The 26358-nt window shown below is 38.6% G+C and carries 23 protein-coding genes and 1 tRNA gene; 23 read left to right on the top strand and 1 reads right to left on the bottom strand.

Going from position 1 to position 26358, the window contains the following annotated elements; translation table 11 throughout:
* Window positions 1–298 precede the first annotated feature (298 nt).
* From porW to groL, 15 genes are all read left to right on the top strand, one after another.
* Window positions 299–2989: a type IX secretion system periplasmic lipoprotein PorW/SprE gene (gene porW / locus ACZOVS_RS09015; protein ID WP_483996899.1), complete on the top strand. Its 2691-nt coding sequence runs from the start codon at window positions 299–301 to the stop codon at window positions 2987–2989.
* Window positions 2990–3004: 15 nt separating this feature from the next.
* Entirely contained in the window at window positions 3005–3394 is a 390-nt protein-coding gene (locus ACZOVS_RS09010; protein WP_483996898.1) for a hypothetical protein, read from the top strand.
* Window positions 3384–3995 (top strand): GTP cyclohydrolase I FolE, encoded by a 612-nt coding sequence (folE, locus tag ACZOVS_RS09005; protein WP_483996897.1) that lies wholly within the window; start codon window positions 3384–3386, stop codon window positions 3993–3995. Before ACZOVS_RS09010 ends, folE begins: the two co-directional genes overlap by 11 nt.
* A 7-nt stretch (window positions 3996–4002) precedes the next feature.
* The gene (locus tag ACZOVS_RS09000) at window positions 4003–4737 is read left to right on the top strand and encodes a Bax inhibitor-1/YccA family protein (protein ID WP_483996896.1); all 735 of its coding nucleotides are present in this window, start codon (window positions 4003–4005) and stop codon (window positions 4735–4737) included.
* A gap of 12 nt (window positions 4738–4749) precedes the next feature.
* The gene (fabD, locus tag ACZOVS_RS08995) at window positions 4750–5646 is read left to right on the top strand and encodes an ACP S-malonyltransferase (RefSeq protein ID WP_483996895.1); all 897 of its coding nucleotides are present in this window, start codon (window positions 4750–4752) and stop codon (window positions 5644–5646) included.
* Window positions 5636–7237, top strand: coding sequence for a S41 family peptidase (locus ACZOVS_RS08990; RefSeq protein ID WP_483996894.1), 1602 nt, complete (start codon window positions 5636–5638; stop codon window positions 7235–7237). Before fabD ends, ACZOVS_RS08990 begins: the two co-directional genes overlap by 11 nt.
* Before the next feature lie 73 nt (window positions 7238–7310).
* The gene (locus tag ACZOVS_RS08985; RefSeq protein WP_483996893.1) at window positions 7311–7835 is read left to right on the top strand and encodes a YceD family protein; all 525 of its coding nucleotides are present in this window, start codon (window positions 7311–7313) and stop codon (window positions 7833–7835) included.
* Window positions 7836–7857: 22 nt separating this feature from the next.
* A complete protein-coding gene (gene rpmF / locus ACZOVS_RS08980) occupies window positions 7858–8046 on the top strand; it encodes a 50S ribosomal protein L32 (protein WP_483996892.1) in 189 nt (62 codons plus the stop codon).
* Window positions 8047–8337: 291 nt separating this feature from the next.
* Entirely contained in the window at window positions 8338–10806 is a 2469-nt protein-coding gene (gene pheT, locus ACZOVS_RS08975) for a phenylalanine--tRNA ligase subunit beta (protein WP_483996891.1), read from the top strand.
* 1 nt (window position 10807) lies between these two features.
* The gene (locus ACZOVS_RS08970) at window positions 10808–12037 is read left to right on the top strand and encodes a sigma-54 interaction domain-containing protein (RefSeq protein WP_483996890.1); all 1230 of its coding nucleotides are present in this window, start codon (window positions 10808–10810) and stop codon (window positions 12035–12037) included.
* Entirely contained in the window at window positions 12037–12546 is a 510-nt protein-coding gene (locus ACZOVS_RS08965; protein WP_483996889.1) for an LptE family protein, read from the top strand. Before ACZOVS_RS08970 ends, ACZOVS_RS08965 begins: the two co-directional genes overlap by 1 nt.
* Before the next feature lies 1 nt (window position 12547).
* Window positions 12548–13429 carry a hypothetical protein gene (locus tag ACZOVS_RS08960; RefSeq protein WP_483996888.1) on the top strand — a complete coding sequence of 294 codons (882 nt, stop codon included), beginning with the start codon at window positions 12548–12550 and terminating at the stop codon, window positions 13427–13429.
* An 11-nt stretch (window positions 13430–13440) separates the two neighbouring features.
* Window positions 13441–13788 carry a preprotein translocase subunit SecG gene (gene secG / locus ACZOVS_RS08955; RefSeq protein ID WP_483996887.1) on the top strand — a complete coding sequence of 116 codons (348 nt, stop codon included), beginning with the start codon at window positions 13441–13443 and terminating at the stop codon, window positions 13786–13788.
* Window positions 13789–14219: 431 nt separating this feature from the next.
* Window positions 14220–14498, top strand: coding sequence for a co-chaperone GroES (locus tag ACZOVS_RS08950; protein WP_483996886.1), 279 nt, complete (start codon window positions 14220–14222; stop codon window positions 14496–14498).
* A 31-nt stretch (window positions 14499–14529) separates the two neighbouring features.
* Complete coding sequence (groL, locus tag ACZOVS_RS08945; RefSeq protein WP_483996885.1) at window positions 14530–16164, top strand: chaperonin GroEL; 1635 nt, start codon at window positions 14530–14532, stop codon at window positions 16162–16164.
* A 761-nt stretch (window positions 16165–16925) separates the two neighbouring features.
* On the opposite strand, the gene ACZOVS_RS08940 is transcribed toward groL, so the two are convergent.
* Window positions 16926–17429 carry a hypothetical protein gene (locus ACZOVS_RS08940; protein WP_483996884.1) on the bottom strand — a complete coding sequence of 168 codons (504 nt, stop codon included), beginning with the start codon at window positions 17427–17429 and terminating at the stop codon, window positions 16926–16928.
* A 177-nt stretch (window positions 17430–17606) separates the two neighbouring features.
* Between ACZOVS_RS08940 and ACZOVS_RS08935 the strand changes: the two genes are divergently transcribed.
* From ACZOVS_RS08935 to tsaB, 8 genes are all read left to right on the top strand, one after another.
* Entirely contained in the window at window positions 17607–19229 is a 1623-nt protein-coding gene (locus ACZOVS_RS08935; RefSeq protein ID WP_483996883.1) for a YfcC family protein, read from the top strand.
* 7 nt (window positions 19230–19236) lie between these two features.
* Entirely contained in the window at window positions 19237–20445 is a 1209-nt protein-coding gene (locus ACZOVS_RS08930; RefSeq protein WP_483996882.1) for an L-serine ammonia-lyase, read from the top strand.
* Window positions 20446–20449: 4 nt separating this feature from the next.
* The gene (gene thpR / locus ACZOVS_RS08925) at window positions 20450–21016 is read left to right on the top strand and encodes an RNA 2',3'-cyclic phosphodiesterase (RefSeq protein WP_483996881.1); all 567 of its coding nucleotides are present in this window, start codon (window positions 20450–20452) and stop codon (window positions 21014–21016) included.
* A 122-nt stretch (window positions 21017–21138) separates the two neighbouring features.
* Window positions 21139–21211: transfer RNA gene (locus ACZOVS_RS08920), tRNA-Gln, on the top strand.
* A 145-nt stretch (window positions 21212–21356) separates the two neighbouring features.
* Complete coding sequence (rnr, locus tag ACZOVS_RS08915; RefSeq protein ID WP_483996880.1) at window positions 21357–23540, top strand: ribonuclease R; 2184 nt, start codon at window positions 21357–21359, stop codon at window positions 23538–23540.
* A gap of 561 nt (window positions 23541–24101) precedes the next feature.
* Window positions 24102–24608 (top strand): 5-(carboxyamino)imidazole ribonucleotide mutase, encoded by a 507-nt coding sequence (gene purE, locus ACZOVS_RS08910; protein ID WP_483996879.1) that lies wholly within the window; start codon window positions 24102–24104, stop codon window positions 24606–24608.
* 1 nt (window position 24609) lies between these two features.
* Window positions 24610–25314: a rhomboid family intramembrane serine protease gene (locus ACZOVS_RS08905; RefSeq protein WP_483996878.1), complete on the top strand. Its 705-nt coding sequence runs from the start codon at window positions 24610–24612 to the stop codon at window positions 25312–25314.
* Between the two features lie 119 nt (window positions 25315–25433).
* Window positions 25434–26132 (top strand): tRNA (adenosine(37)-N6)-threonylcarbamoyltransferase complex dimerization subunit type 1 TsaB, encoded by a 699-nt coding sequence (tsaB, locus tag ACZOVS_RS08900; protein ID WP_483996877.1) that lies wholly within the window; start codon window positions 25434–25436, stop codon window positions 26130–26132.
* Window positions 26133–26358 lie beyond the last annotated feature (226 nt).

Raw genomic sequence — 26358 nt, 5'->3', positions numbered from 1 at the left:
TTTGCCGCTGTAAAGTTACAAGTTTTTTTAAAACAAACGACCTTTTCTTTTATATTATCCACCAAATAATTAAGGTAAACATACGTCTATTCTACTCGATTAACGAAAAAAATCCATAAAAAAGTCAATAATTATCAGTCAATCTAAATATTAAACAACATAATGGCAGATGACTATTACGATTTTTTCAAAAAATCACTAAAGTAAAAGTCTAAATGCTTATCTTTGCAAGTTCAGAATAATGTGATAAAATATTTGACGAAAAAACGAGTTATTAGGATAACCAAATATCGATAAAGTGTCTAAACTTAGAAAGATAAATATATTTAAGATTACTGCCTTAGCATTATCAATATTAATGGCAGCATCATGTTCCACAAAAAAGAACAAATGGAACAGAAGAGTTTATCATAACCTCACAAGTCATTATAATGTGTGGTGGAATGGCAATCAGAGTGTTAAAGAAGGAGAGAAATCATTAAATGAGAGTGTCAAGGATGACTATACTGATATTCTTCCTGTTTTCAATTATGGTACAAGAGAGAACGCTCTTGCGTTAAATTCCACTATGGACAGAGCCATTGAGAAATCTGCCATGTGCATACAACGGCACTCCATGAATTTCAACGGCAAAGAATATGTGAAATGGATAGATGATGCCTTTCTGATGATGGGACAGGCTCATTTTTATAAACAAGACTATGTGCCTGCTCGACGTACCTTCGATTTTGTTGCCAACAAATACCGTGGGAATAACATCACCTACACTTCTAATCTTTGGTTGGCAAAGACTTACATAGAAACAGAACAGTATCAGAAAGCCGAAGCTCTGCTTCAGAATCTGACAGCAGCATCAGCAAACAACAATATGCCAAAATATGTTAAAACCAACCTCGATCTGGTGCTTGCCGATTATTATATTTCTACCGGAAAAGAAAATGAGGCTGTCAAGTATTTGAAAAGCGCCTTGTTGACAGCTAAGAACCGTACCGTCAAGACAAGAGCGATGTTTATTTTGGGACAGATATATGCCAAACAAAATGACAATGAACGTGCCGTAGAACAATTCGAGAATGTAATAAAACGTCACCCTAATTACGAAATGGCATTCGAATCACGCATGTATATAGCAAAATGTTCCAACACCAACGACACTGCTACTATAATGAAGATGTTCAGAAAAATGCTCAACGATGCCAACAACATCGAATATCACGACAGGATATACTTCGCCATGTATGAAGTGGCATTGAAAAATAATAATGAACCTTTTGCTATTGAATGTCTTAAAAAATCTGTTGCATGCAGCCGTGACAATAACAATCAGAAGATAAAATCATCTCTCACCGCTGCCACCATGTTATTCGATAATAGTGATTATGTCCTGTCACAAGCATATTACGATACTGCAGTAATGTCTATGGACCGCACTTACGAAGGATATGACAGCCTGCTCAACCTGACAGTCGTGCTCAGCGAACTTGTAGAAAATCTCGTGACATATCAATTACAGGACAGCCTTTTGCGTCTTGCCGACATGGATTCTTTACAAAGAAACATCATAATCGACAAGTTGATTGAAGACTACAAAGCTGAACAGAAACGTCTGGAAGAAGAAAAAGCACTAAAAGAACAATTGGCTCTTTTAGGTCAAGACGAGGCTCCTAAACAAGACTATTCCATTGGTGCCGATGCTGCCGGATGGTATTACTACAACAACTCAGCCGTCATACGAGGTCAATCCGAATTTAGAAAGAAATGGAGCAACAGAACCTTGGAAGACTTCTGGTTCATCAGCAACAAGCAAAGCATGCAGAAAGAAGAAGATATACCTGAACTGACAGAAGAGGAACTCGCCAATCTTACAGAAGAAGAAATCGCTGAACTTAAAGAAAAGGGCTTGTTAAACGCAAAAGACCCGGGAGATACCATACAATATACCGAGACAGACCGTGAATTTTATCTCAAACAAATACCTTTTACACAGGAAGCCAAAGATGAAGCCAATGCCTTGATAGCTCAGGCTTTGAACAATATTGGTTATATTTATTATGACAACATAGAAGACTACCAACGCTCCATCGAGGCTTATACGGAACTTAACGAACGTTATCCCGAAAACGAGAACGAACTGCCTTCCTGGTACTATCTTTACAAGATGTATTACGAACGTAATGAAAAACAGCAATCAGAACATTATAAAAACCAGATTCTGCTGAAATATCCGGATTCCAATCAAGCCAAAATCATCATGGACCCGGAATATTTCATCAAAGAGGCAGAAATGGGGGCACAAGCTTCTCAGTTCTATGCCAAGACATTCGATGCATACAAAAACGGGCAGTATCAACGTGTGAGAATGAATGTGGAACGTGCCCGCGAACTTTATGCAAACGATACTGCATTAATGCCGCGTTTCGAGTTCCTTGATGCCATTTCATTGGGTTATCTCGAAGTTGTTGACTCCATGGCTGTTGCATTGTACCGCTTGGTGAACACTTATCCTCAAAGCAGCATTAAACCTCATGCCATGGAAGTGCTCCTCAAAGCCAATGACATGTATAACCTCGGCCTCAACATAGAAAGTGCCAGACCAAAAGACAATACGGAAAAAGAAGAGGAATCTCCTTATACCTATAACCCCAATGAAACACATTATGTGATGGTGATTGCTCAAACCAGAGTGAGAATAAATCCTTTGAAGGTTCGTATGACTGATTTCAACAAAAATAATTTCCGTATGTTGCAATTAGAAGTCAAAAGCGTGATGCTAAACAAGCAACAATCCATCATTACGATAGAAAAATTCGACAATGTACAGGCTGCCAAAGATTATATCACCTCACTGTTCCTGACAGATTATGTCTTCGGCGGCATCAATCAGGATGATTATCAGATCGTGCCGATATCTATTTCCAACTACCCAATCTTCTATCAACAGAAAGATGTGGAAGGTTATTTCAAATTCTGGAACAAGAACAACAAATAAGTAAATAAACGTAACATGATGAAACAGAAGAGTGTAATACATTATCAATTGACATTGTGTTGTATAGTAATTGTTCTTGCTGCACTTACATTGTTGATAAAGCCTTATATAACGGCTTGGTTGACACCATTATGGCTTTATCAGCTCTTCTTTTTCTTCTGTATCAACTTGATCATCTATCATCTCACACAAAAAAAGATGCAGGGTGACGCCGCCAAATTTGCCAACTTCTACATGATATTGACGGTAACCAAACTCGTATTGTTTTTGTCAATAATACTTATTTACGCCTTCAGTTTTCCTGAGGACGCTAAGAGATTTATAATATCATTTTTAGGATATTACATCTGTTTCATGGTGTTCAATATCATCAATTTCGTTAAAATGAAGAAGAATGGAAAATGAAATCATAGGATACGAGAAGATAGAGAAATTCAATCCTGAAAAACTTGTTAAATTACAGGAACATTATAAAGCCATACTTGAATTGCTCGGAGAAGACACAGAACGTGAAGGATTGTTGAAAACCCCTTTGCGTGTTGCCAAATCAATGCAATTTCTCACACAGGGATACTTCATGGACCCCATGGAGATACTGCTGTCGGCACGTTTTAAGGAAAATTACCGACAAATGGTGATAGTGAAAGATATAGAATTATTTTCACTATGCGAACATCACATGATACCTTTTATTGGAAAGGCTCATGTGGCATATATTCCAAACGGTTATATTACCGGATTGAGCAAGATAGCACGAGTGGTGGAAGCCTACTCGCGCCGGCTTCAGGTACAAGAACGTCTTACTACACAAATTAAAGATGCCATCAACGAGGCTTTACATCCTCTCGGCGTGGCTGTCGTAATTGAGGCACGACATTTGTGTATGTGTATGCGAGGTGTACAGAAACAAAATTCTGTCACTACAACAAGTGACTTCGTGGGTGCCTTCGAAAGAGAAAAGACACGCTCGGAGTTCTTCCAACTGATAGGAACAAACTTACATTAAATAAACTATGGATCAATTAGAAAACAACTTCAATTTAGAACAAAAAATGCCAAAGGCATTGCCAAGAACATTCGTTTCCAACGTATTCTTATGGATGTTTGCAGCATTGGGAATAACAGCTTTCGTTGCATATATCTTCGGTACCAATCCTTCATTGTTAAGTACGTTGATAACTGTAACTCCTACAGGAGAAAGTAAAATCAACATATTGGGATGGATTTCCATATTCGCACCATTCATAATAGTATTGGTCATGACTATGAGAGTAAACAAAATGAGCTTGAGTTCCATGGTACTTCTTTATGTATTGTATTCAGTGCTGATGGGATTAAGTCTCAGTTTCATCTTTGTGATATATACTCAGGCATCCATTTTCAAGACTTTTATCATTACTTCAGCCATGTTCGGCACAATGGCAATAGTGGGATATACCACAAAAACCGATCTAACCAAATTAGGCTCTTTCTTATTAATGGCTCTTATTGGTATCATTATAGCCACTCTCATTAATATGTTCACTCGAAGTTCACAACTTGACTTCATTATCAGCATCATAGGAGTTATAATCTTCACTGGTCTAACTGCTTATGACGTACAAAAAATAAAAAGAATAGGTGAGAGCGGAATGTTGGAAGGCGATATGATGGCGAAAATCACTATTCACGCTGCCTTGAGTCTGTATTTGGATTTTATCAATTTATTCTTGTATTTACTTAGATTTTTCGGAAACAGCAGAGATTAAAATATGAGCAATATGAAAGCATTTGTATTCCCGGGACAAGGTGCCCAATTCGTAGGTATGGGCAAGGACCTTTATGACAACTTCTCAAAGGCCAAGGATATGTTCAACAAGGCAAATGATATCCTTAAATTCAAAATTACGGATGTCATGTTCGAAGGTACCGACGAGGATTTACGTCAAACCAAAGTGACACAACCGGCTATTTTCTTGCATTCTGTCATTTTGGCATTTATGTTGGGTGAAAGATTTAATCCTGACATGGTGGCAGGTCACTCTTTGGGAGAGTTTTCAGCATTGGTGGCGAACAAAACCATAAGTTTTGATGACGGTCTCCGTTTAGTCAACGACAGAGCTAAAGCAATGCAGAAGGCCTGCGAATCCACACCCGGCACCATGGCTGCAGTGTTAGGACTTGACAATGCCACTGTTAACAGAATTTGTGAATCCATAAATGAAATAGTTGTTCCCGCCAATTACAATACCATTGGGCAAATCGTTATATCAGGTTCATTGGAAGGTGTCAGGATTGCCGGCGAGAAACTCAAGGAAGCCGGCGCCAAACGTGTCGTACCTTTGGCAGTAGGCGGTGCTTTCCACAGCCCTCTCATGGAACCTGCTCGCCTTGAATTGTCCGAAGCCATAAAACGTACTAAATTTAATAAAGGTATATGCCCCATATATCAAAATGTTACAGGTCAAGCTGTCAATGACCCGGAAATCATAAAAACCAATCTCATTGCACAGTTGACTTCTCCTGTATTTTGGACTCAGACTATGGAGAATATGATAGCCAACGGTTTGAAATCTGTGGTAGAAGTAGGACCCGGCACAGTGTTGCAGGGATTGTTTAAAAAATTAAATAAGAGTAATATTGAACTGTCAAGTGCTACAATAACTGATGAACAGTAAAAACCTTCTGCCTCTGTATTTTGCCTTGGTCCTCATCTTAGGCCTGCTCCTTGGCATCAACGTCAACAAACGTGACGTAAAACCTGTCAATGGCAAAACTTTTGACAACATCGACAATGTGCTATCCTTGATAAAAAACGACTATGTTGACTCTGTCGAGATGGACGAACTGCAAGTTAAAGCCATAAAAGAAATGTTGTCCGAAATGGACCCTCACAGTGAATACATAGAACCCGAAATACTCGATGATGTAAACGACCAGTTGTTAAGCAGTTTTGAAGGTATCGGGGTTTCATTCCGTATTGAAAAAGATACTGTTACCATATTGGAAGTGATAAAGGGCGGTCCTTCGGAAAAAGTGGGTATCAAGGCAGGCGACAGAATTGTTTATGTCAACGACTCACTGATAGCCGGTGTGGGAATACAAAACACCGGCGCCATGAGACTGCTCAAAGGTCCTAAAAATACAAAGGTGGATGTGAAAATTCACCGCTATGACGTGCCGGAACTATTGGACTTCACCATAACCCGTGATGTGATTCCAAACAACAGCATAATATCATCTTTCATGATAGATGAAAATATAGGATTTATCAAATTGACACGCTTTGCATCATCGACATATAAAGAATTTGTCGATGCCATAAAAGAACTGAAAAAAGAGGGTATGACACAACTTGTTCTCGATTTGAGAGGCAACACAGGCGGATACCTCGGTACTGCAGTGGACATGATAGATGAAATGCTGCCAAAAGGAAGTTTGATAGTCTATACGGAAGGAGAACATCGTCCGAGAAATTATCTTTATGCAAGACGCCATGGCATATTGGAAAACGATGACATAGCCGTGCTTATCGATGAAGGCTCGGCAAGTGCCAGCGAGATAGTAGCCGGAGCATTGCAAGACAACGACAAAGGTATTATCATAGGCAGACGTTCTTTTGGCAAAGGTCTCGTGCAAGAGCAGTTCGACCTTCCTAATGGCGCCGCACTTCGTCTCACCGTAGCACGTTATTACACTCCAACAGGTCGTTGCATACAAAAACCATTCAGCGGCAACAAAGAAGAATATATGTTCGAGGCTTGGGACCGCTATGAAAGCGGCGAGATGTTCAGTGCCGACAGCATTCATTTTGCCGATTCATTGAAATATGTCACACCTGGCGGTAAAACAGTATATGGAGGAGGCGGTATAATGCCTGACATATACGTACCCCTGAAAAACGATAGCTCGGAATACTTCTTCAACAAAATAGTCAACAGCAGCATATTGTTCCAAAACGCTTTCGAATATACAGACAAAAACCGTAAAAATATCGCTGCATACAAAACAGTGGAAAATTTCGACAAGAATTTTAAAATGCCGGAAAAGGAATTTGATAAAATGTTGAAAGATGCCGAAAAGTTGGATATTCTGGGTGACGAAGAAGACATAAAAACAGCTCGCAGATTGGCGGAACCTCTGTTCAAGGCTTATATTGCAAGGGATATCTTCGGTGACGACGGATTCTATCAAATATACGCTCCCTCTGACGATATCTTGCAAAAGGCATTGTCGGAGTTGAGAAAAATTGAAAAAAATCAAGATTAATTTTTTTTTTTGATAATATTTCGTTCTAATTTGTTTAAAATTTCATACCTTTGCACCCCGATTCGGGAGTCCAATGAATAAAAAGGAGAACAGTTATATTATTCCAATCACCGGACTGTCAGTGGGATATCGTGAATATCAATATGTTATAGATGACAGTTTCTTCGAAATGTTCGATTATTCCGAAGTGAGGAAAGGTCTTGTCTCGGTGAATCTGGGTATATTAAAACAAGAATCTTCTTTCATTTTGTCACTTGAAATAAACGGAAAAGTGGTGTTGGCTTGTGACAGATGCGGTGACAATTACGAACAGGATATTCAAAATACTGCCGAAGTGTTCCTGAAATATGGAGATATCTTTGAGGAAAACAACGACGATGTCATTGTGATAACCAAAGACGAATGCGAATTTGATGTAAGTTCTCTTATATATGAGTATATCATACTTGCCTTGCCTATACACAGAGTGCATCAGGATAAAAATGACTGCAACCCGGAGGTGATAAAATATCTCGAAGAGAATGAAATTAAGGAAACAACAGAGATTGACCCTCGTTGGAAATGTTTGGAGAATTATAATAAAGAAAAAGATAATTAATAACTAAAAAAAATAGTGTAAGATGGCACATCCGAAAAGAAGACAGTCTCATACCAGAGGCGCAAAGAGAAGAACTCACTACAAAGCAGAAGTTCCTGCATTGGCAACTTGCCCTGTAACAGGCACAATCCACGTCTATCATAGAGCTTATTATGTGGATGGCGATTTGTATTATAAAGGAAAACTCGTAATGGAAGGCGCTAAAAAATAATATCTTACGCCTGAGTTTTCTTGCCAAAACAATTATGTTGTTGCATCTTATTTATTTTTAAGTGAAATAACATGTTGTTTTACTAAAAAAAATAACAAACTAACAATATAATGAAAAATACAGCGTTATATGTTAGCAGTCGGAATTAAAATTTTTTCATAATCTTTATATTGTTTTTCCCCACTTAGTCTCCACGAGTGGGGTTTTTCATTAAAAAAATGATTTTTGACATGACATATTGTCATAATTTATTATCTTTGCGCATCGTAGCAATTTTAGAAACTGTTAAAAATGAAAATATCTTTCAATTGGCTAAAACAATATGTTAAAAACGACTTGTCAGCATACGAACTTGGAGAAATATTAACCAATACCGGTCTTGAAGTCGAAGAAATAACACCATACGAATCCATAAAAGGTGGATTGAAAGGCGTAGTGGTCGGCAAGGTTCTTACCTGTACTGACCATCCTAATTCAGACCATTTACATCTCACCAAAGTCGATATTGGCGGTGAAGAACCTCTTAACATAGTTTGTGGAGCACCCAACGTGGCTGAAGGTCAAAAAGTACTCGTGGCAACAATAGGTACGGAACTGTTCATTAAGGGCGAATCTGTAGTTATTAAAAAAGGTAAAATACGCGGCGAAGTCTCTGAAGGCATGATATGCGCTGAAGACGAATTGCAATTGGGAGAATCCCACGAGGGCATCATGGTGCTTCCCGATAACTTTGAAGTGGGTAAACCGGCTTCTCTTTATTTCCCTGTGGAACATGACTTTACATTAGAAATAGGTCTTACCGCCAACCGCTCCGACGCCACCTCTCACATTGGATGCGACCGTGACATTGTGGCTGCACTCAACAAAAAAGAAAATACTCGCAAATACCATATAGATTTCCCTGATGTGGAAAATTTCAAAGTTGACAATACAAACAACATCATAGACATTGTTGTTGAAGATACTCAAAATTGTCCCAGATATACCGGATTGACAATAAGCAACGTCAAGGTCGGTCCTTCACCGGCATGGCTGCGCCACCGCTTAGAAGCAGTGGGCTTGCGTTCTATCAATAATATTGTTGATATTTCTAACTTCGTCTTGATGGAAATGGGACAGCCTTTGCATATATTCGACGCTGACAAGATAAAAGGCAATAAAGTAATAGTTAAATGTCTTGCAAAAGATACTCCTTTTGTCACTCTCGACGGCGTGGAACGTAAACTCAACGATAACAACCTTATGATATGCAACGCCGAAGAACCTATGTGTATTGCAGGAGTGTTCGGAGGAATGAAATCCGGCGTGACAGATAACACTACCAACATTTTTATTGAGAGTGCTTACTTCCACCCTACGTCCATACGCAAAACTGCACGTTTTCACGGACTGCAGACTGATGCAAGTTTCCGCTATGAACGCGGCTGTGACCCCAATATCACAGTCTATGCCATCAAACGTGCCGCCATGTTGGTAAAAGAACTCGCCGGCGGTGAGATATCATCAAACATCATCGATATTAAAAACGGAGACTTCTCCCCTGTGTCAGTGAAACTGAAGTTCCAATATGTCAATAATGTGGCCGGACAGGATATAGACAAGGATATTGCCGTCAACATACTCAAAGACCTTAATTGCACTGTCACCGAACTTACCGATGATTATGTCATAGTTGACGTACCTACATGTAAAGTCGATGTTTATCGCCCGGCCGACCTTGTGGAGGAAATATTGCGTATCTATGGATATAACAATATTGTCATATCCACAAAAGTCAATGCAAGTATAAACGTCAACAACAAACCGGACAAAGAGAAGTATCAAAGAAACATTTCCATCATGCTTGCAGCAGACGGATTCAACGAGATAATGAATAACTCATTGACAAAATCCATGTACACTCGTATGATGGACAGTTTCGATGAAAAAGACAACGTAAAAATACTCAACCCTTTGAGTAGCGACCTCGACGTAATGAGGCAGTCTCTGCTGTTCGGAGGATTAGAAAGCATCAACAATAACCAGAACCATAAAAATTTCGACCTTAAATTCTTTGAATTCGGTAATATTTACAGATATAACGAAGAAAAAGCACAAACTGCAAGCCAACCTCTTGCCCCTTTTACCGAGAATTATCGTTTGGACTTGCTCATCACGGGAAATAAAAGAAAAGAATTATGGAATAATAAAGTAGAAGCTGTCGATTTCTATGATATTAAAAAATATGTTCACGAGATATTGTATAAACTCGGAATAGACTTAAACAGCATAATAGTATCGGAAAACAAAGAACCTCATTTCGACTATGCACTATCCTATTCTATTGACGGAAATATCGTTGCAAAATTCGGCAAGTTGAATCAAAAGACTTTGAAAATCTTCGATATAAAGAAAGATGTATATTATGCCACCATGGATTGGGACATGCTGATGACTATAGTTAAGAATCTCAAACCTATATGTTTCAAGCCATTATCCAAATTCCCGGCTGTACGTCGCGACCTTGCCATGATCTTCGACAAAGACATCACTTTCGAACAAATAGAAAAAGTGGCTTTCGCCGCTGAAAATAAAATATTGACAAATGTCAATCTGTTCGACATATATGAAGGCGACAAGATACCGGAAGGTAAAAAGCAGTATGCCATGAGTTTTACTCTCATTGATACTCAGAAGACACTGACTGATAAAGTCATAGAAAAAAGCATGGCCAAGATACAGTCAGCTATTGAACAACAGTTAAATGCAGTTTTGAGATAATATGGACATTTCTGCAATAAAACAACAGTTTAAGATAATAGGCAACGACCCTTATCTTAACAGGGCAATAGAGATAGCAGTCCAGGTCGCTGCCACAGATCTTACTGTATTCATCAACGGAGAAAGCGGTACCGGTAAAGACGTCATTCCACAGATTATACATAAGAACAGTTCGCGCAAGCACGGTGCATACTTTGCTATCAACTGCGGTGCGATACCTGAAGGCACTATAGACTCAGAACTTTTCGGTCATGAAAAAGGAGCTTTTACCGGTGCTGTCGAAACACGTAAAGGTTATTTCGAAGTCGCTGATGGCGGTACCTTGTTTCTCGACGAAGTTGGAGAATTGCCCCTCGCCACACAAGCACGCCTGCTCAGAGTATTGGAAAATGGCGAATTTATCAAAGTAGGCTCCTCCAAAATACAGAAAACCAACGTGAGAGTTGTTGCTGCAACAAATGTCAACATCCCTGTGGCAATAGAAAAAGGCAAATTCCGTGCCGATTTGTATTATCGTCTCAACACTATGCCTATTTTCGTCCCTCCTTTGAGAGAACGTAAAGACGACATTAAACTCCTGTTCAGAAAATTTACTGCCGACATTGCTGAGAAATACAAGATGCCTCCTTTACAATTGACACCGGAAGCTCTCATTATGTTGGAAAACTATAGATGGGAAGGCAATATCAGGCAACTGAAAAACGTAACTGAACAAATTTCCATATTGGAAAAAGAGAGAATGATAACACCGGAAATACTAAAACGCTACCTCCCGGAAGACAAAACTTCTTTGCCTATTCTTTACAAAAACAATACTGCCGACGACGTCATATCGGATAGGGATTTGTTGTATAAAGTGCTCTTCGACATGCGTAAGGATATCATGGAATTGCGTGCCACCGTAAGAGAATTGTCGGAAAATAAAATCAACAATACTTCTCCCAACCCGTCCTTGTCTGCTTCTCAACATATTACTCCTGTCACTACCATGTTGACTCATGACAATATGACAACTCCTGAAGATTATTTCTCGGACCAGGATATCGAAGTAGAATTTCTGCAGGATAAACACGATGATGCAGAATCTTTGTCATTGGAAAACAAAGAAAAAGAAGTTATTCAAAAAGCTCTTATAAAATATAAGGGAAAAAGAAAAGATGCTGCCAAAGAATTAGGCATAAGCGAACGTACTTTATATCGCAAAATTAACGAATATAACATAGAACTATAATGATGTTGAAGAAAATCAATATATTATGTCTATTAATAACAACATTGGCATGTTGCAGATGCGGCATATATTCTTTCACAGGTGCTTCAATACCGGCTGAAGCTAAAACAGTCTCAGTACAATATTTCCCTAATAACGCCTCTTTGGTAAATCCTCTTCTAAGTCCGAGTATAACTAACACATTGCGCGACTACTTCATGAATCAGACTACTCTGCAATCAGTGGATAATAACGGAGACCTCGCTTTGGAAGGGGAAATAATAGACTATTCTACTACTCCGGTCGCTATTACAGGTGACCAAACTGCTGCACTCAATAGATTGACTATCAAAGTAAATGTAAGATTCTTCAATAAATATGACGAGTCTAAGAATTTCGAACAGACATTCTCCCAATACGAAGACTATCCAAGCAACCAAAACCTGAATGCTATCCAGGAAACGCTGATAACCACTATAGTGGATAACCTTTGTCAAGACATATTTAATAAAGCCGTAGTGAATTGGTGATATGGACAAAGACAGACTGATAGACATAATCAAAAAACCTTATGCCATTAATAACAATGACATTAAGGAATTGTGTCAATTAACAAAAACATATCCATATTTTACTGTCTGCCAGATACTTTTGGCAATAGGAATGCACAAAATGAAGCATATTGAAGCAGAACTGCAATTGAAAAAAGCAGCTGCAATGACTCCTGACAGAAATATGCTCAGACGTATCTTCTCCGAATTACCTGATGAATACTACCAGAAAGAAACCGATACAGACATCTCCATTGAAAATGATGCAGTCCAGGAACTGTCCTGTATCTCTCAAAATGAAACACCTCGGAATGATGTATCGGAAAATTATTCAGAAGTCTCGGAAAAAATGAATATTACCGTTGAAAATCATAATATCATAAAAGAATCAACAACAATAAATATCCCGACTGAAGAAATAATCAATATCCCTGAATTATACCTCGGAGACTCTATCGAAGAATTAAATGCCGAGATAGAACTTTTGGAAAGAAAAAAACAAACATTGGACGAATTGAAATCTCTTGTCGAAAAGAAATTGATGGAATTGCAAAATAAAGATAATGACATCGAGAAAAATGAAAAAATAATGACAAAAGATGAAATTATCAATAAATTTATCGCAAATAATCCGTCAATTACACGACCAAAAAGTGAATTTTTTAATCCGATATCCGCGGCACAGAATAGTGTTACCGACCACGAGAATATTATAAGTGAAACATTAGCAAGGATTTATCTCAATCAAGGCTATGTTGAAAAAGCAATTTCAATTTATCAAAAATTAAGTTTGAAATTTCCAAAAAAAAGTATTTACTTTGCAAATCTTATTGAAGAGGCAAAAAAGAAGTTTAACAATTAAAATAAATTAACATGTACGTAGTAATTTTAGTATTTATCATTGTTGTCAGTTTATTGATGATGTTGATAGTTTTAGTGCAGAATTCAAAAGGTGGTGGGCTGGCATCTAACTTTTCTTCATCGAATCAGATTCTTGGTGTACGTAAAACCACAGATTTCTTGGAGAAGTCCACGTGGACTTTGGCAATCATATTGGTATTACTCTGTTTGGCATCAAGTTTGACAATACCGCAAGGAGGAGTTAACAGTGGAACACAAATAGACACAGAAATGCGTCAACAAATAGACCAAAATACTGTTGTTCCTGCTGCTACCACTACTACTCAAACTCCAACAGCTCTTCCTGCAACAGAAGAATAACAGGAATAATCCTGTAAGTAATTTACAAAATACATACATTTATACCATTGGCGAAAACCGTAAAGATTATAACGGTCGTCAATGGTATGTCGTTTTATTTCCTTTATTCCCAAAACCATATCTCTCCTTAATGTCATAATGTCATAAAATCTGCCATTTTTTATTTATTATACAAACACAGTCATTAAAGAAAAAACGATATTTTGTCATAAAATCAAGGCGGATGACTGTTTGTAACAATAACAGAGCAATAAGGCACATATTGATAATCAATATATTATAATTTTATTTCTGATAATAAAGATAAAAAATTTATCATCACCATTAAGAAATCCTTAACATTGGCAAAGATTTTGCTAAAACATAATCGTCTTAGTTTTGTTAGGACATAGAATAAAAAAGAAAGAAAAGATATTTTAATAAAATTTATTATGGCACAATTATCAATCAAACCATTAGCAGACCGCGTCGTTATTGAACCGGCTGTAGCAGAACAAAAAACAGCAAGCGGAATTATTATTCCCGACACAGCAAAAGAAAAACCTCAAAAAGGTACAGTGGTTGCCATAGGACCTGGTACCAAGGACAACCCAATGACAGTAAAAATCGGTGATGTAGTCATATACGGCAAATATTCCGGCACGGAATTCCATCTGGAAGGTAAAGACTATATGATTATGAGAGAAAACGATATCATAGCAATCATTTAACTTATTTAGATAAAAATAAAATAAATATATTATGGCAAAAGACATTCTTTTTAATCTTGACGCACGCGACGGCTTAAAGAAAGGCGTTGACGCATTGTCGAATGCAGTAAAAGTGACACTCGGACCTAAAGGTCGTAATGTCATCATTGAAAAATCATACGGCGCTCCTAACATCACAAAAGACGGTGTTACAGTAGCCAAGGAAATAGAACTCAGCGACCCTATAGAAAACATGGGTGCTCAGTTGGTTAAAGAAGTGGCATCAAAAACCAACGACTTGGCTGGCGACGGTACCACTACAGCAACAATACTTGCACAATCAATAGTATGTACCGGTCTTAAAAACGTTATTGCCGGTGCCAATCCAATGGACCTTAAAAGAGGTATAGACAAGGCTGTTGCTGCCGTAGTTAAGTCTTTGAAAGAACAGTCAGAACAAGTTGGCGAAAGCATAGAAAAAATCAAACAGGTTGCAAGTATCTCAGCTAACAATGATAACAATATAGGAACACTCATTGCTGATGCCATGAGTAAAGTCAAAAAAGAAGGCGTTATCACCGTAGAAGATGCAAAAGGTATTGAGACACACGTCGATGTAGTCGAAGGTATGCAGTTCGACCGCGGTTATATTTCTCCTTATTTCGTTACCAACACTGAAAAAATGGAAGCCGTTTACGAGAATCCTTACATCTTGATTTACGACAAGAAAATATCAGTGATGAAAGATTTGCTTCCTGTATTGGAAAAATCATTACAAACAGGACGTCCATTGCTTATCATAGCTGAAGACGTGGACGGAGAGGCTTTGGCAACATTAGTCGTCAACCGTTTGCGTGGCTCTTTGAAAGTGGCGGCTGTCAAGGCTCCGGGATTTGGCGACAGAAGAAAAGAAATGCTCGAAGACATCGCTATCTTGACAGGCGGTACCGTAATAAGTGAAGAAAAAGGGTATCGTCTTGAAGATGCTACTTTGGCAGAACTCGGTCAAGCCGAAAAAATAACCATCACCAAAGACAACACCACTATAGTCAATGGTCAAGGCAAGAGAGAAGAAATTGCAGCCCGTGCAACTCAAATCAAGGCTCAGATTGCAACAACAACATCTGACTATGACCGTGAGAAACTGCAGGAACGTTTGGCCAAGATAGCCGGCGGTGTTGCCGTCATCTATGTCGGTGCTGCCAGCGAGGTGGAAATGAAAGAAAAGAAAGACCGCGTGGAAGATGCATTGAATGCCACACGTGCTGCCATAGAAGAAGGTATCATCCCCGGAGGCGGCGTAGGTTTCATTCGTGCAATCAGTTCACTCGATAATATCTCATGCGAGAATGAAGACGAGAAAACCGGCGTCAACATTATCAAACGCGCCCTCGAAGAACCATTGCGCCAAATAGTGGAAAACGCAGGCTTGGAAGGCTCTGTCATAGTTAATAAAGTAAAAGAAGGCAACGGCGACTTCGGCTTCAACGCAAGAACAGAAGTATATGAAAACTTGTTGAAAACTGGCGTCATTGACCCTGTAAAGGTCTCAAGAGTCGCATTGGAAAACGCTGCTTCCATAGCCGGCATGCTGTTGACTACAGAATGTGTCATCTCTAACCATAAAGAAGAGAATCCGGCACCACAAATGCCAAATATGGGAGGCGGAATGCCAGGCATGATGTAATGCTTCATACTCTAAGAGTATGAGAATCATAGTGCTGAATAATAATCATTTATTTGATTTACAGTATTTCCAGACTTAAATCAGGCACTTCTCATTAAATCATCAATAATAAATTGCGTATCAATCGTGAGATTGGTACGCTTCTTTTTTATTAAATGTACAAATACTTATTGCTATACAAAAACAGTACGTTTAATACATCAAACTATACTATTATAAGAATTCTTCTGAAAGAAGGCAAAAAAATTATCATTACTTTTGTCCGATAAACTTTTCAAGTTTACTTATAATATCTTGAAAATAAAACTTATATGCCTGTAAGCCGGACAGATTCCTATATTATTTTTATAATCAATTCGTATAATTATCGGACTCCAATAAAGTCCAATATATCTATACAAAATGATATTGGCATCTTAAACAATGATATGTTAGATATTATCCATATAACCATTTTTTAACGGACAGAAAGTAAAAAAACAAGAATGCAAAAACACTCTATATCGTTAATATCATTCTACCGAAAAACAGATAGTTAAAAATGCATATCATTTTCCCATTTAAGAAACATATAAAGAAATTAAAAAAATAATTCTACAAAAAACAGGAAGAAAGACACCCTTTCCCAAGCATAAAATTTGGGTCAAAATATTGTAGATATGAACGAAAAAGAAATGACAAAAAATGGGGAAGGGGTAAAATCCTCCATATCATATATCTCGTCTCTGGGGTAAAGATCGAGGATTTTACTCCATCAAAATTCACTTTTTAATAATCGCATACTCTCTTCTAAGTCTTCCTTTTTCGTCAATCCATTCCGGATAACAATAGGCAAAACCACGTCCGCCATATCTCATCTTGACAAGATCATTTCTTCTGTTGGTAAGTTTCACCAAACATTGATTGATTTTCGACTTACTCTTGTCGTCAGTCATAAAAATATTGGCGACTTTTGCTTTTTCAAAAGCTTTGTCATAAATATCCTTACTCAAAGTAGCTCTGTTGTTCTCACGAATAACATCAAGAATAATCTCGTCCCATTTTGAGAGCGGATAAGGTTTACGCGGCTTAGTCTCTTTCTTCCTAAGTCTTGTACCTGCCGGTGTCGTGAATGTAGGTTTTACAGACTTTTGACGTTCCGTCGGTTTTTGCTCCTGAGCATTGTCATTCAACAAGCTCTCCAATTCACTAATTCTGCTGCTGCAGAAATTAATTTTGGCATTTAATTTCCTTACTTCTGATTTGTAATCGGAAATTAAATCCATAATGTCAGATGTTGTTAATGATGATTTTTTCATAGAAACATTATATGTTAACCATTATTATAACGATTTAAATTGCAATAATTGTGCAAAGATAACATTTTATTTTTAATATTAGTTTAATATTTTAAAAAAATTTGTCATTTAATTAAAAAAACTATCTTTGCAAAAAAATATTTTATGGCAAAACAAAAAGTACCGCATACATTTGTTATAGTATTTTTCATCATAATAATTGCCGCTGTGATGACATGGTTCATAGAACCCGGCAAATATATAAAACAAACTGTAGATCAAAATGGTACTACATCATCAGAGATGGTATTTTACTATTATGATGACATGCCTGAACAATATAAAAAAGACTTTGATGCTGAACCGCAGACATGGCAAATCTTCTCTGCCTTATTCAATGGATTTGTTCAACAAAGCAATATCATCATCTTTATTCTTATTATTGGAGGTGCTTTTTGGATAATGAACAAAAGCCGCGCCATCGATATGGGAATAATGTCTTTTTTAAATTATACACGACGAATTGAGAACAATAAAATCATTGGTTATGTCGGAATTAACAACATTATTATTGTACTCATAATGCTTTTGTTCAGTCTTTTCGGTGCTGTTTTCGGTATGAGTGAAGAATGTATTGCTTTCGTAATAATTATAGTTCCTCTTGCTATTTCCATGGGTTATGATTCAATAGTAGGTATATGTATGGTATATGTAGCGGCACATATAGGTTTTGCCGGTGCAATATTGAATCCTTTCACCATCGGCATAGCACAAGGAATTGCCGGAATTCCACTTTTCTCAGGTATTGGATATCGCATTTTCTGCTGGATAATCATCAACATTGTAGGTATCGGATTCGTTATACACTATGCATCCAAGATTAAAAAAAATCCTCAATTATCGCCAATGTACATCGAAGATGCCTATTGGCGTAAAAACGAAATCCACGACAATATGACATTTGAGCATTATGTCCCTAAATCGGCATGGGTCGTCTATGCTTTACTGCTTGCTTCAATGACGATATTTTCAATATTGTATCCCAAAACAACATTGACCATCGGTAATAATTCGTGGTCGGCATATATTATCCCTGTCATCACTGTCTCTTTCGCCCTGTTAGGTTTTCTCAGCCTTCGCAAGACCGTACACAATTTCATCCTCATACTTCTCACCTATACTATAATATATCTGATAGTCGGCGTTATGGGATATCAATGGTATATAATGGAAATCGCCTCTCTGTTTCTCGTCATGGGAATAGCAAGCGGATTGGCGACAGGTAAAAACGGCAGCGAGATAGCCGGACTTTTCATTGAAGGTATGAGTGACATATTGTCGGCAGCTGTGGTGGTGGGACTCGCCGGCGGTATAGTGATAATTTTACAAGATGGTGGCATAATCGATACCATATTATTTAACCTGTCGAAAACAATGGCAGACTTCGGAAAAATCGCCTCGATAGAAATAATGTATGGCATTCAGACTATTATCAACATCGTGATACCGTCAGGCTCGGCAAAAGCTGCCATTACCATGCCTATCATGGCACCTTTCAGCGACATAATAGGTATCTGCCGGCAAGCCACCGTGATGGCATTTCAATTCGGCGACGGTTTTACCAACATGATAACTCCGACATCAGGCGTTCTCATCGCAGCCCTCGGCGTCGCACGCATACCTTATCAGAAATGGGTGCGTTGGGTATGGAAATTGATATTGACACTTATTATTTTAGGAGGTTTGTTACTAATACCAACAGTTTTGATGAATCTTAAAGGTTTTTAACACATATATGAAAACTATAAAAGAAATATACAGAATAGGTCATGGTCCTTCAAGCAGTCATACCATGGCACCGCACAAAGCAGCCGAGACGTTCCTTGAACGCAATAAAAATGCTCACTCTTTTGAAGTTACATTATACGGCAGCCTCGCAGCTACCGGAAAAGGTCACTTCACCGACAAAGCCATACTCGAAGTCCTAAAACCATACGGCTCTGTGTCAATAGTATGGCAACCTAAGATATTCTTACCATATCATCCAAATGGAATGACTTTCAAATCATTCGACAAAGACAACAAACTCATTGAGTCTTGGACCGTATATAGCATTGGTGGAGGGGCTTTAGAAGAAGAAGGGAAGCCTGTCAACATTCCCGATATTTATCCTATGACATACATGACAGATATTTTGAAATGGTGTGAACGCAATGGCAAGACTTATTGGGAATATGTCATTGAATATGAAAGAGACAGCACCTTGACGGACTTTCTCAAAAAGATATGGGATACTATGAAAGAAGAGGTGGAACGAGGATTAGAGAAAGAAGGCAGACTTCCAGGACCTCTCAATCTGCCGCGCAAGGCAGCACATTATCATATCAAGGCCTTAGGCTATCAACATACTTTACGCAGTCGTGGATTGGTATTCTCATACGCCCTTGCCGTCAGTGAAGAGAACGCTTCCGGCAATGTGGTGGTGACAGCTCCCACCTGCGGTTCTTCCGGTGTTCTTCCTGCCGTGCTTTATCATCTATGGAAAAACTATGAATTTTCGGAGATACGTATTTTGCGCGCCTTGGCGACGGCAGCATTGGTAGGCAATATTGCTAAGACTAATGCATCCATATCCGGTGCCGAGGTGGGTTGTCAAGGTGAGGTGGGTGTTGCCTGTGCCATGGCTGCTGCTGCTGCATGTCAGCTCTTCGGAGGTAGTCCTGCACAGATAGAATATGCTGCCGAGATGGCTTTAGAACATCATCTTGGCATGACATGCGACCCTGTTTGCGGTCTCGTACAAATACCATGTATAGAACGTAACGCCTTCGCTGCAGCACGTGCCATGGATGCAAATATCTATGCTACCTTTACCGACGGCACCCATAGAGTGTCATACGACAAAGTGGTAGAGACAATGAACAAAACAGGACGCGACCTTCCTTTCTTGTATAAAGAAACTTCAGAAGGCGGACTTGCCATCAACTACAAACAAATGCAATGACTTTATGAAACGTCTTTTCCTTGCTATACCTATTAATATTAAATCAAGTCTTGCATCAGACCTCGCCAACACCTTGCGACGCCAACTCGGTCATGAGAAATTCATAAATTGGGTAAGGTTGGACAATGTCCATCTTACACTTAAATTCATAGGCAATACTTTTCCATACGATGAACCCAAAATCATCGACGCCGTGACAGAGATGATACAAAGTCACAAAGCCTTCGACATGGTTTTCGACAATGTCGGCATCTTTGGCAGTCACTACGCCCCACGTGTCATCTGGCTTGGGATGAAAAACACTCCTAAACAACTGCTTTCTCTTGCCGATGACGTTCTCGACACTTTCGACAAGATAGGTTTTCCACGAGACAGACAAAACTTTGTGCCACATCTTACACTCGCCCGAATAAAGAAACTGTATGACAAAGAATACTTTACCAAAATAATTGCTGCTGTGGAACAAAAACCGTATATCTCACAAAATGTAAATGAAGTGATACTGTTTCAAAGTATTTTACGCACGGAAGGTCCTATTTACAAAATTGAAAAATCATGGCATCTGACATAATGCCAAATACGCATAATTATAAGACTTACAATAAAATAACCATACTGTTCAAATTTTTTTGATTTTTTTACCCAATATCACTTGACATAAAGAAAAAAAGTGTAATTTTGTAACTGAAATGATGCCCAATGGTGTAATTGGCAACACGACTGACTCTGGATCAGTAAAGTCTAGGTTCGAACCCTGGTTGGGCAACATAATTAGGGCGGTGTGTCATGACGGCAAACCGCCTTTTTTATTGAGATTTACCATCATTGATACTATGATACTGCATATCTACTAAATGGGACCTTCCATTACAACTATGTGATATTCATTTTATTAACTTAATTACCTTAATATGGCAAGAAAAAACAAAAATAACAACCTAAGCACTTTTGTAAATACCATTTTGAGTATCTTCGGAGAAAACCCATTTCGACCGATGAACTACAAACAGGTCGCCAAGATAATGGGAATACGCGACAATGCAGGGAAAGATGCTATAAATAAGGTACTTGCGAGTCTTTTAGAACAGGGAAAACTGATAGAGGAACGTCCGTACAGGTATCTGCTCTCTCCTGAGCTTATTCAAGAATACGGTCCTAAGAAACAATATGTTGAGGGCGTAGTTGACATGAAAAACACCGGCAAGGCTTATGTCATTCCCGATGACGGTGGTGAGGATATTTACATAGCACCCAACAACACCGGCAAGGCGTTGCACGGCGACAGAGTGAAAGTGGCAATGTTCCCAAAACGTAAGAGCAAGAAGAACGAAGGTGAAATAGTAGAAGTTTTGCAACGAGCCAAAAGTGATTTTGTGGGTATCTTCAGTCTCTCGCACGGTTTTGCTTTCGTTGTGGCAGACAGCCGCACCATGCCGACTGACATCTTCATCCCTAAAGGCAAGTATAAAGGCGCCAAAAACGGACAAAAAGTGATAGCACATCTGACAGAATGGCCAGACAACTCACGCAACCCCTTCGGCGAGATAGTCAAGGTGCTCGGCACACCCGGAGAAAATAACGTGGAGATGCAATCCATTCTCGCTGAATACGACTACCCGCTCGACTTCCCCAAAACAGTGGAGAAAGAGGCTAATTCCATATCAGAAGTCATCAAAGGCTCAGAGATAAAAAAACGTTTAGACTATCGCAATGTTTTCACAATAACAATAGACCCTCAGGATGCCAAAGATTTCGATGATGCCATCTCACTGAAAAGGCTCGAAAACAACACCTTTGAGGTAGGCGTACATATTGCAGATGTGTCGCATTATGTACAACCTGATTCTGCCATCGACACAGAAGCAAGAGAAAGAGGTACCTCAGTGTATCTTGTGGACCGTACAATACCCATGCTGCCGGAAAAACTATCCAATATGGTATGTTCCTTGCGTCCCGATGAAGAAAAACTGACATTCTCCGTAATCTTCATAATGAATAGCAATGCCGACATACTAGACTATAAAATAGCAAAAACTGTAATTAAATCCAACCGTCGTTATGCATACGAAGAGGTACAAGAGATGATAGAAGGCGGTGACGGGGAGTTTAAAGACGAGATAATGACACTCAACGACCTGGCAACAAAACTAAGAGATAAGCGAATGAAAGAAGGAAGTATTAATTTCCATTCTGAAGAGGTGAAATTCATACTCGATGAGAATATGAAACCTGTCGATACTTACATCAAAGTACAAAATGAAGCCAACATGCTCATCGAAGACTTCATGCTGATAGCGAACAAAACGGTAGCTGAAACAATAGGAAAAAGCAATAAATTCAAAGATTATACCTTCGTATATCGTATTCACGACGAACCCAACCCGGAAAAATTATACAACTTCATACAGTTAGTATCCAAACTAGGATATACCATGGACATCAGTTCCCGCGAAAAACTCGTCAAGTCATACAACACACTTTTCGACACCGTCAGCGGGAAAGGTGAGAAAAATCTTGTAGAAACGGTTGCAGTACGTACCATGGCAAAAGCGATATACAGCACTGTCAACATAGGGCATTATGGATTGGCATTTCCGTTCTATACACATTTCACTTCTCCAATACGGCGCTATCCCGATCTCATGGTACACAGATTATTAGAATATTACCTCTTTGAAAACAAGCCGAGTGCAAATCAGGAATATTATGAAGAACTTTGCCGTCATTCCAGCGAGATGGAGAAACGTGCTGCCGAGATGGAACGTGAGTCAGTAAAGTATAAACAAGCGGAATTCCTTCAAGACCAAATCGGCAAAGAATTCGACGGACTTATCTCCGGCGTCAGCAAATGGGGTATTTATGTGGAACTTGTCAATAGTAAATGTGAAGGACTTGTACGTTACAACAGCCTTGAAGACGACTATTATTATCTCGACGAAGAAAACTTCCGTGTCATAGGTCAAAGCTATGGCAAGATTTACCGCATAGGCGATGAAGTACGTGTCAAAGTTGAAAGTGTCGATTTGATAAAAAAACAACTCGACTTCGTAATGGTTAAAAAAAATAATGCAAAAAAGAAAAGAAAAAAAGAATAAACACTATATCGAAAAGCCGGGATTTCCCGGCTTTTCTTGTTTTATGATATTCTATAATAATATTTAAGTTATCAACATTAAAATACGTCTTTGTATCCATTTTGTATCCTTAAATTCAGTTTATGTATCCTATTTGTATCCTTTTTTAATGAAATAAAAATCTCCAGAATAACAGTTTCCCTTTGATGCTGACGGTCGATTTTCCTATATTTACATTATCTAAAACGAAATTTCAATTATATTTTCAAAATCAGATGAAAGACAAACGAAGTTTTAAAATGTCAAGATATTATCAGTTTTTTCATCGTTGTCTATATAAATCTATATATGGTAATTTTTAAAAATAACTGTTATTTTTCAACGTATTAAAGACGCCATAATATGACGTTTCTACATGTGTGAAACATATTGTATTTCATTGGAATCATTATAAATTGTTATTTTCAAGACATTATAACTGAACTTAAAAATTTTGTCGGACAGCAATGATTTGTTTTGAAGTTATTTATGAAACATTATGAAATATGTGATAAAGAGCGTATCTTTGCAAAAAGAAAAAATATGAATGCAATAGTAAGTATCATTATGGGCAGCACCTCAGATCTTCCTGTGTTGGAAAAGGCTGCCGCATTTTTTGAGGAAATGGAGATTCCGTTTGAGATGAATGCTTTAAGTGCTCATCGTACGCCTGAGATGGTAGAAGAATTTGCACATAATGCACAAAAGCGAGGTATCAAGGTCATCATCGCGGCAGCAGGCATGGCGGCGCATCTGCCCGGTGTGATAGCAGCCATGACGCCTATACCTGTTATCGGGATACCGGTGAAATCCGGAATGGAAGGCATGGACGCATTATTATCAATAGTACAGATGCCTCCGGGAATACCTGTGGCAACAGTGGGAGTCAACAACGCCCTCAACGCTGCCATCCTTGCAGCACAGATTCTCGCAACAGGTGATGTTGCAATAGCCGAAAAAGTAGTTTCTTACAAGGAAAACTTGAAAAAGAAAATCGTCAAGGCAAACGACGAACTCAAAGAAGTGAAATACAAGTTCAAGACCAACTGAAATGTCATTAAATCAAGAAGAAAAACAGCATTTCCTGAGCAGTATAACCTTCCCGTTGATATTCGTTATCATAATGTGGACAGTCAAGATCATAGAAACTGTTTTTCATCTTGACTTTTCCATATTAGGCGTCAAGCCGCTGTCGGTGGAAGGATTGCCTGGCATTATACTGTTCCATTTCATTCATGGCGACTGGAGACATTTAATAGCCAACACTTTACCTATACTTGTCCTTGGCACTTCACTGTTTTATTTCTATCGCTCCATAGCAGTGAAAATTTCATTGTTACTTATGATTATCACCGGTATTTTCGTATGGTTCGGAGCAAGAGACGGTGTACATATAGGGGCGAGCGCCATGATATACGGACTTGCTTTCTTCTTAATAGTCAGCGGATTCATCAGACACAACAAAGCACTCACTGCACTGTCGTTCATTGTGGTGTTTCTTTATGGTGGACTCGTATGGGGCTTATATCCCAAATATGCCATATACCATAACATTTCATGGGAAGGACATCTCGGTGGTTTTGTCACCGGTATCGCTCTCGCAATATTTTACAGACATGAAGGAGAACAAAACGATGAGAAACAATGGGACGATGAAGATGACGACGACACTGACGACGGTGATCATCCATACTGGGACATACCGGAACCCGACCCGGATGAACTTACTGTACGTTATCATCCGAAAAGACGATGATATTCTTATCTTTTATCAAAATTTAACAAACATCGGCGGATGCCATAAAAATGACAACACCAAGTTAAACATGTCATCTCGATTAAATGATTATTTTTGCAACATAAAAAAACTGAAAAATGATACTTTGTTTAGAGACAGCCACACCCACATGTTCCATAGCACTTGTTGACAAGGGAAAAGTCATATCCATCAGAGAAAGTCACGACGGGCAGAATCATGCCGAAAAGATAACTGTTTTCATCGATGAAGTCATGAAAGAGACAGGTGCATGTTATTCACAGCTCGACGCCATTGCTGTCAGCAAAGGTCCCGGTTCATACACCGGATTGCGAATAGGCGTCAGTACTGCAAAAGGATTATGTTATGCAATAGACAGACCTTTAATCGCAACAGACACATTGCAGGCAATGGCATACGGTGCAGCCGCGATAATTGCAGATAAAATAAAAGAAAATGACTTGTATTGTCCCATGATAGATGCAAGACGTATGGAGGTTTATACCGCCATCTTCGACAGTAAATTAATCAAGATAAAAGATACTGAAGCAGTAATAATAGATGAGCATTCTTTTTCAGAATTGAGAAAAAAACATCATCTTTATCTCATGGGAGACGGAGCCGACAAATTGGGGGATATTTTCTCAAACAACGACAGTATCAGTGTGATAAAAAACTTTCACTGTTCTGCCGGACATCAGGCCCAACTCGCGACAGAGGCCCTTAAAAACAAATGTTTTGTCGATGTGGCTTACTTCGAACCTTATTATCTTAAAGACTTCGTTCCGGGAATCCCTACAGTAAAAGGGTTGAAATAATAACCATTATAAATTCACTGGCTTTCAAGAAATAAAAACAGTACTTATTATCATTGATATCCGGTAAAAAACGTACAATAAAATTTATTTCAGAGATAATCACCGAGACCTAAATAACATATTATCAATCGAGTAGGAGGAAAACGACGTAGTTTTCTTCCTACTTTCGTTTTCCGACCTCTCACACCACCGTACGTGCCGTTCGGCATACGGCGGTTCCTATTTT

It is taken from the genome of Candidatus Limimorpha avicola, from assembly GCF_056978975.1.
The sequence above is the reverse complement of the archived record's forward strand: the minus strand, read 5'-3'. Positions and strand labels throughout refer to the sequence as shown.

Excerpts from the sequence above, each read along its gene's own strand:
- ACZOVS_RS08965 (WP_483996889.1), top strand. The coding sequence starts at position 12,037 with ATGATGTTGAAGAAAATCAATATATTATGTCTATTAATAACAACATTG.
- ACZOVS_RS08985 (WP_483996893.1), top strand. The coding sequence starts at position 7,311 with ATGAATAAAAAGGAGAACAGTTATATTATTCCAATCACCGGACTGTCA.
- secG (WP_483996887.1), top strand. The coding sequence starts at position 13,441 with ATGTACGTAGTAATTTTAGTATTTATCATTGTTGTCAGTTTATTGATG.
- purE (WP_483996879.1), top strand. The coding sequence starts at position 24,102 with ATGAATGCAATAGTAAGTATCATTATGGGCAGCACCTCAGATCTTCCT.
- groL (WP_483996885.1), top strand. The coding sequence starts at position 14,530 with ATGGCAAAAGACATTCTTTTTAATCTTGACGCACGCGACGGCTTAAAG.
- pheT (WP_483996891.1), top strand. The coding sequence starts at position 8,338 with ATGAAAATATCTTTCAATTGGCTAAAACAATATGTTAAAAACGACTTG.
- folE (WP_483996897.1), top strand. The coding sequence starts at position 3,384 with ATGGAAAATGAAATCATAGGATACGAGAAGATAGAGAAATTCAATCCT.
- ACZOVS_RS08970 (WP_483996890.1), top strand. The coding sequence starts at position 10,808 with ATGGACATTTCTGCAATAAAACAACAGTTTAAGATAATAGGCAACGAC.
- ACZOVS_RS09010 (WP_483996898.1), top strand. The coding sequence starts at position 3,005 with ATGATGAAACAGAAGAGTGTAATACATTATCAATTGACATTGTGTTGT.
- rnr (WP_483996880.1), top strand. The coding sequence starts at position 21,357 with ATGGCAAGAAAAAACAAAAATAACAACCTAAGCACTTTTGTAAATACC.
- ACZOVS_RS08930 (WP_483996882.1), top strand. The coding sequence starts at position 19,237 with ATGAAAACTATAAAAGAAATATACAGAATAGGTCATGGTCCTTCAAGC.
- ACZOVS_RS08940 (WP_483996884.1), bottom strand. The coding sequence starts at position 17,429 with ATGGATTTAATTTCCGATTACAAATCAGAAGTAAGGAAATTAAATGCC.
- rpmF (WP_483996892.1), top strand. The coding sequence starts at position 7,858 with ATGGCACATCCGAAAAGAAGACAGTCTCATACCAGAGGCGCAAAGAGA.
- ACZOVS_RS09000 (WP_483996896.1), top strand. The coding sequence starts at position 4,003 with ATGGATCAATTAGAAAACAACTTCAATTTAGAACAAAAAATGCCAAAG.
- ACZOVS_RS08950 (WP_483996886.1), top strand. The coding sequence starts at position 14,220 with ATGGCACAATTATCAATCAAACCATTAGCAGACCGCGTCGTTATTGAA.
- fabD (WP_483996895.1), top strand. The coding sequence starts at position 4,750 with ATGAAAGCATTTGTATTCCCGGGACAAGGTGCCCAATTCGTAGGTATG.
- ACZOVS_RS08905 (WP_483996878.1), top strand. The coding sequence starts at position 24,610 with ATGTCATTAAATCAAGAAGAAAAACAGCATTTCCTGAGCAGTATAACC.
- ACZOVS_RS08935 (WP_483996883.1), top strand. The coding sequence starts at position 17,607 with ATGGCAAAACAAAAAGTACCGCATACATTTGTTATAGTATTTTTCATC.
- ACZOVS_RS08990 (WP_483996894.1), top strand. The coding sequence starts at position 5,636 with ATGAACAGTAAAAACCTTCTGCCTCTGTATTTTGCCTTGGTCCTCATC.
- thpR (WP_483996881.1), top strand. The coding sequence starts at position 20,450 with ATGAAACGTCTTTTCCTTGCTATACCTATTAATATTAAATCAAGTCTT.
- tsaB (WP_483996877.1), top strand. The coding sequence starts at position 25,434 with ATGATACTTTGTTTAGAGACAGCCACACCCACATGTTCCATAGCACTT.
- ACZOVS_RS08960 (WP_483996888.1), top strand. The coding sequence starts at position 12,548 with ATGGACAAAGACAGACTGATAGACATAATCAAAAAACCTTATGCCATT.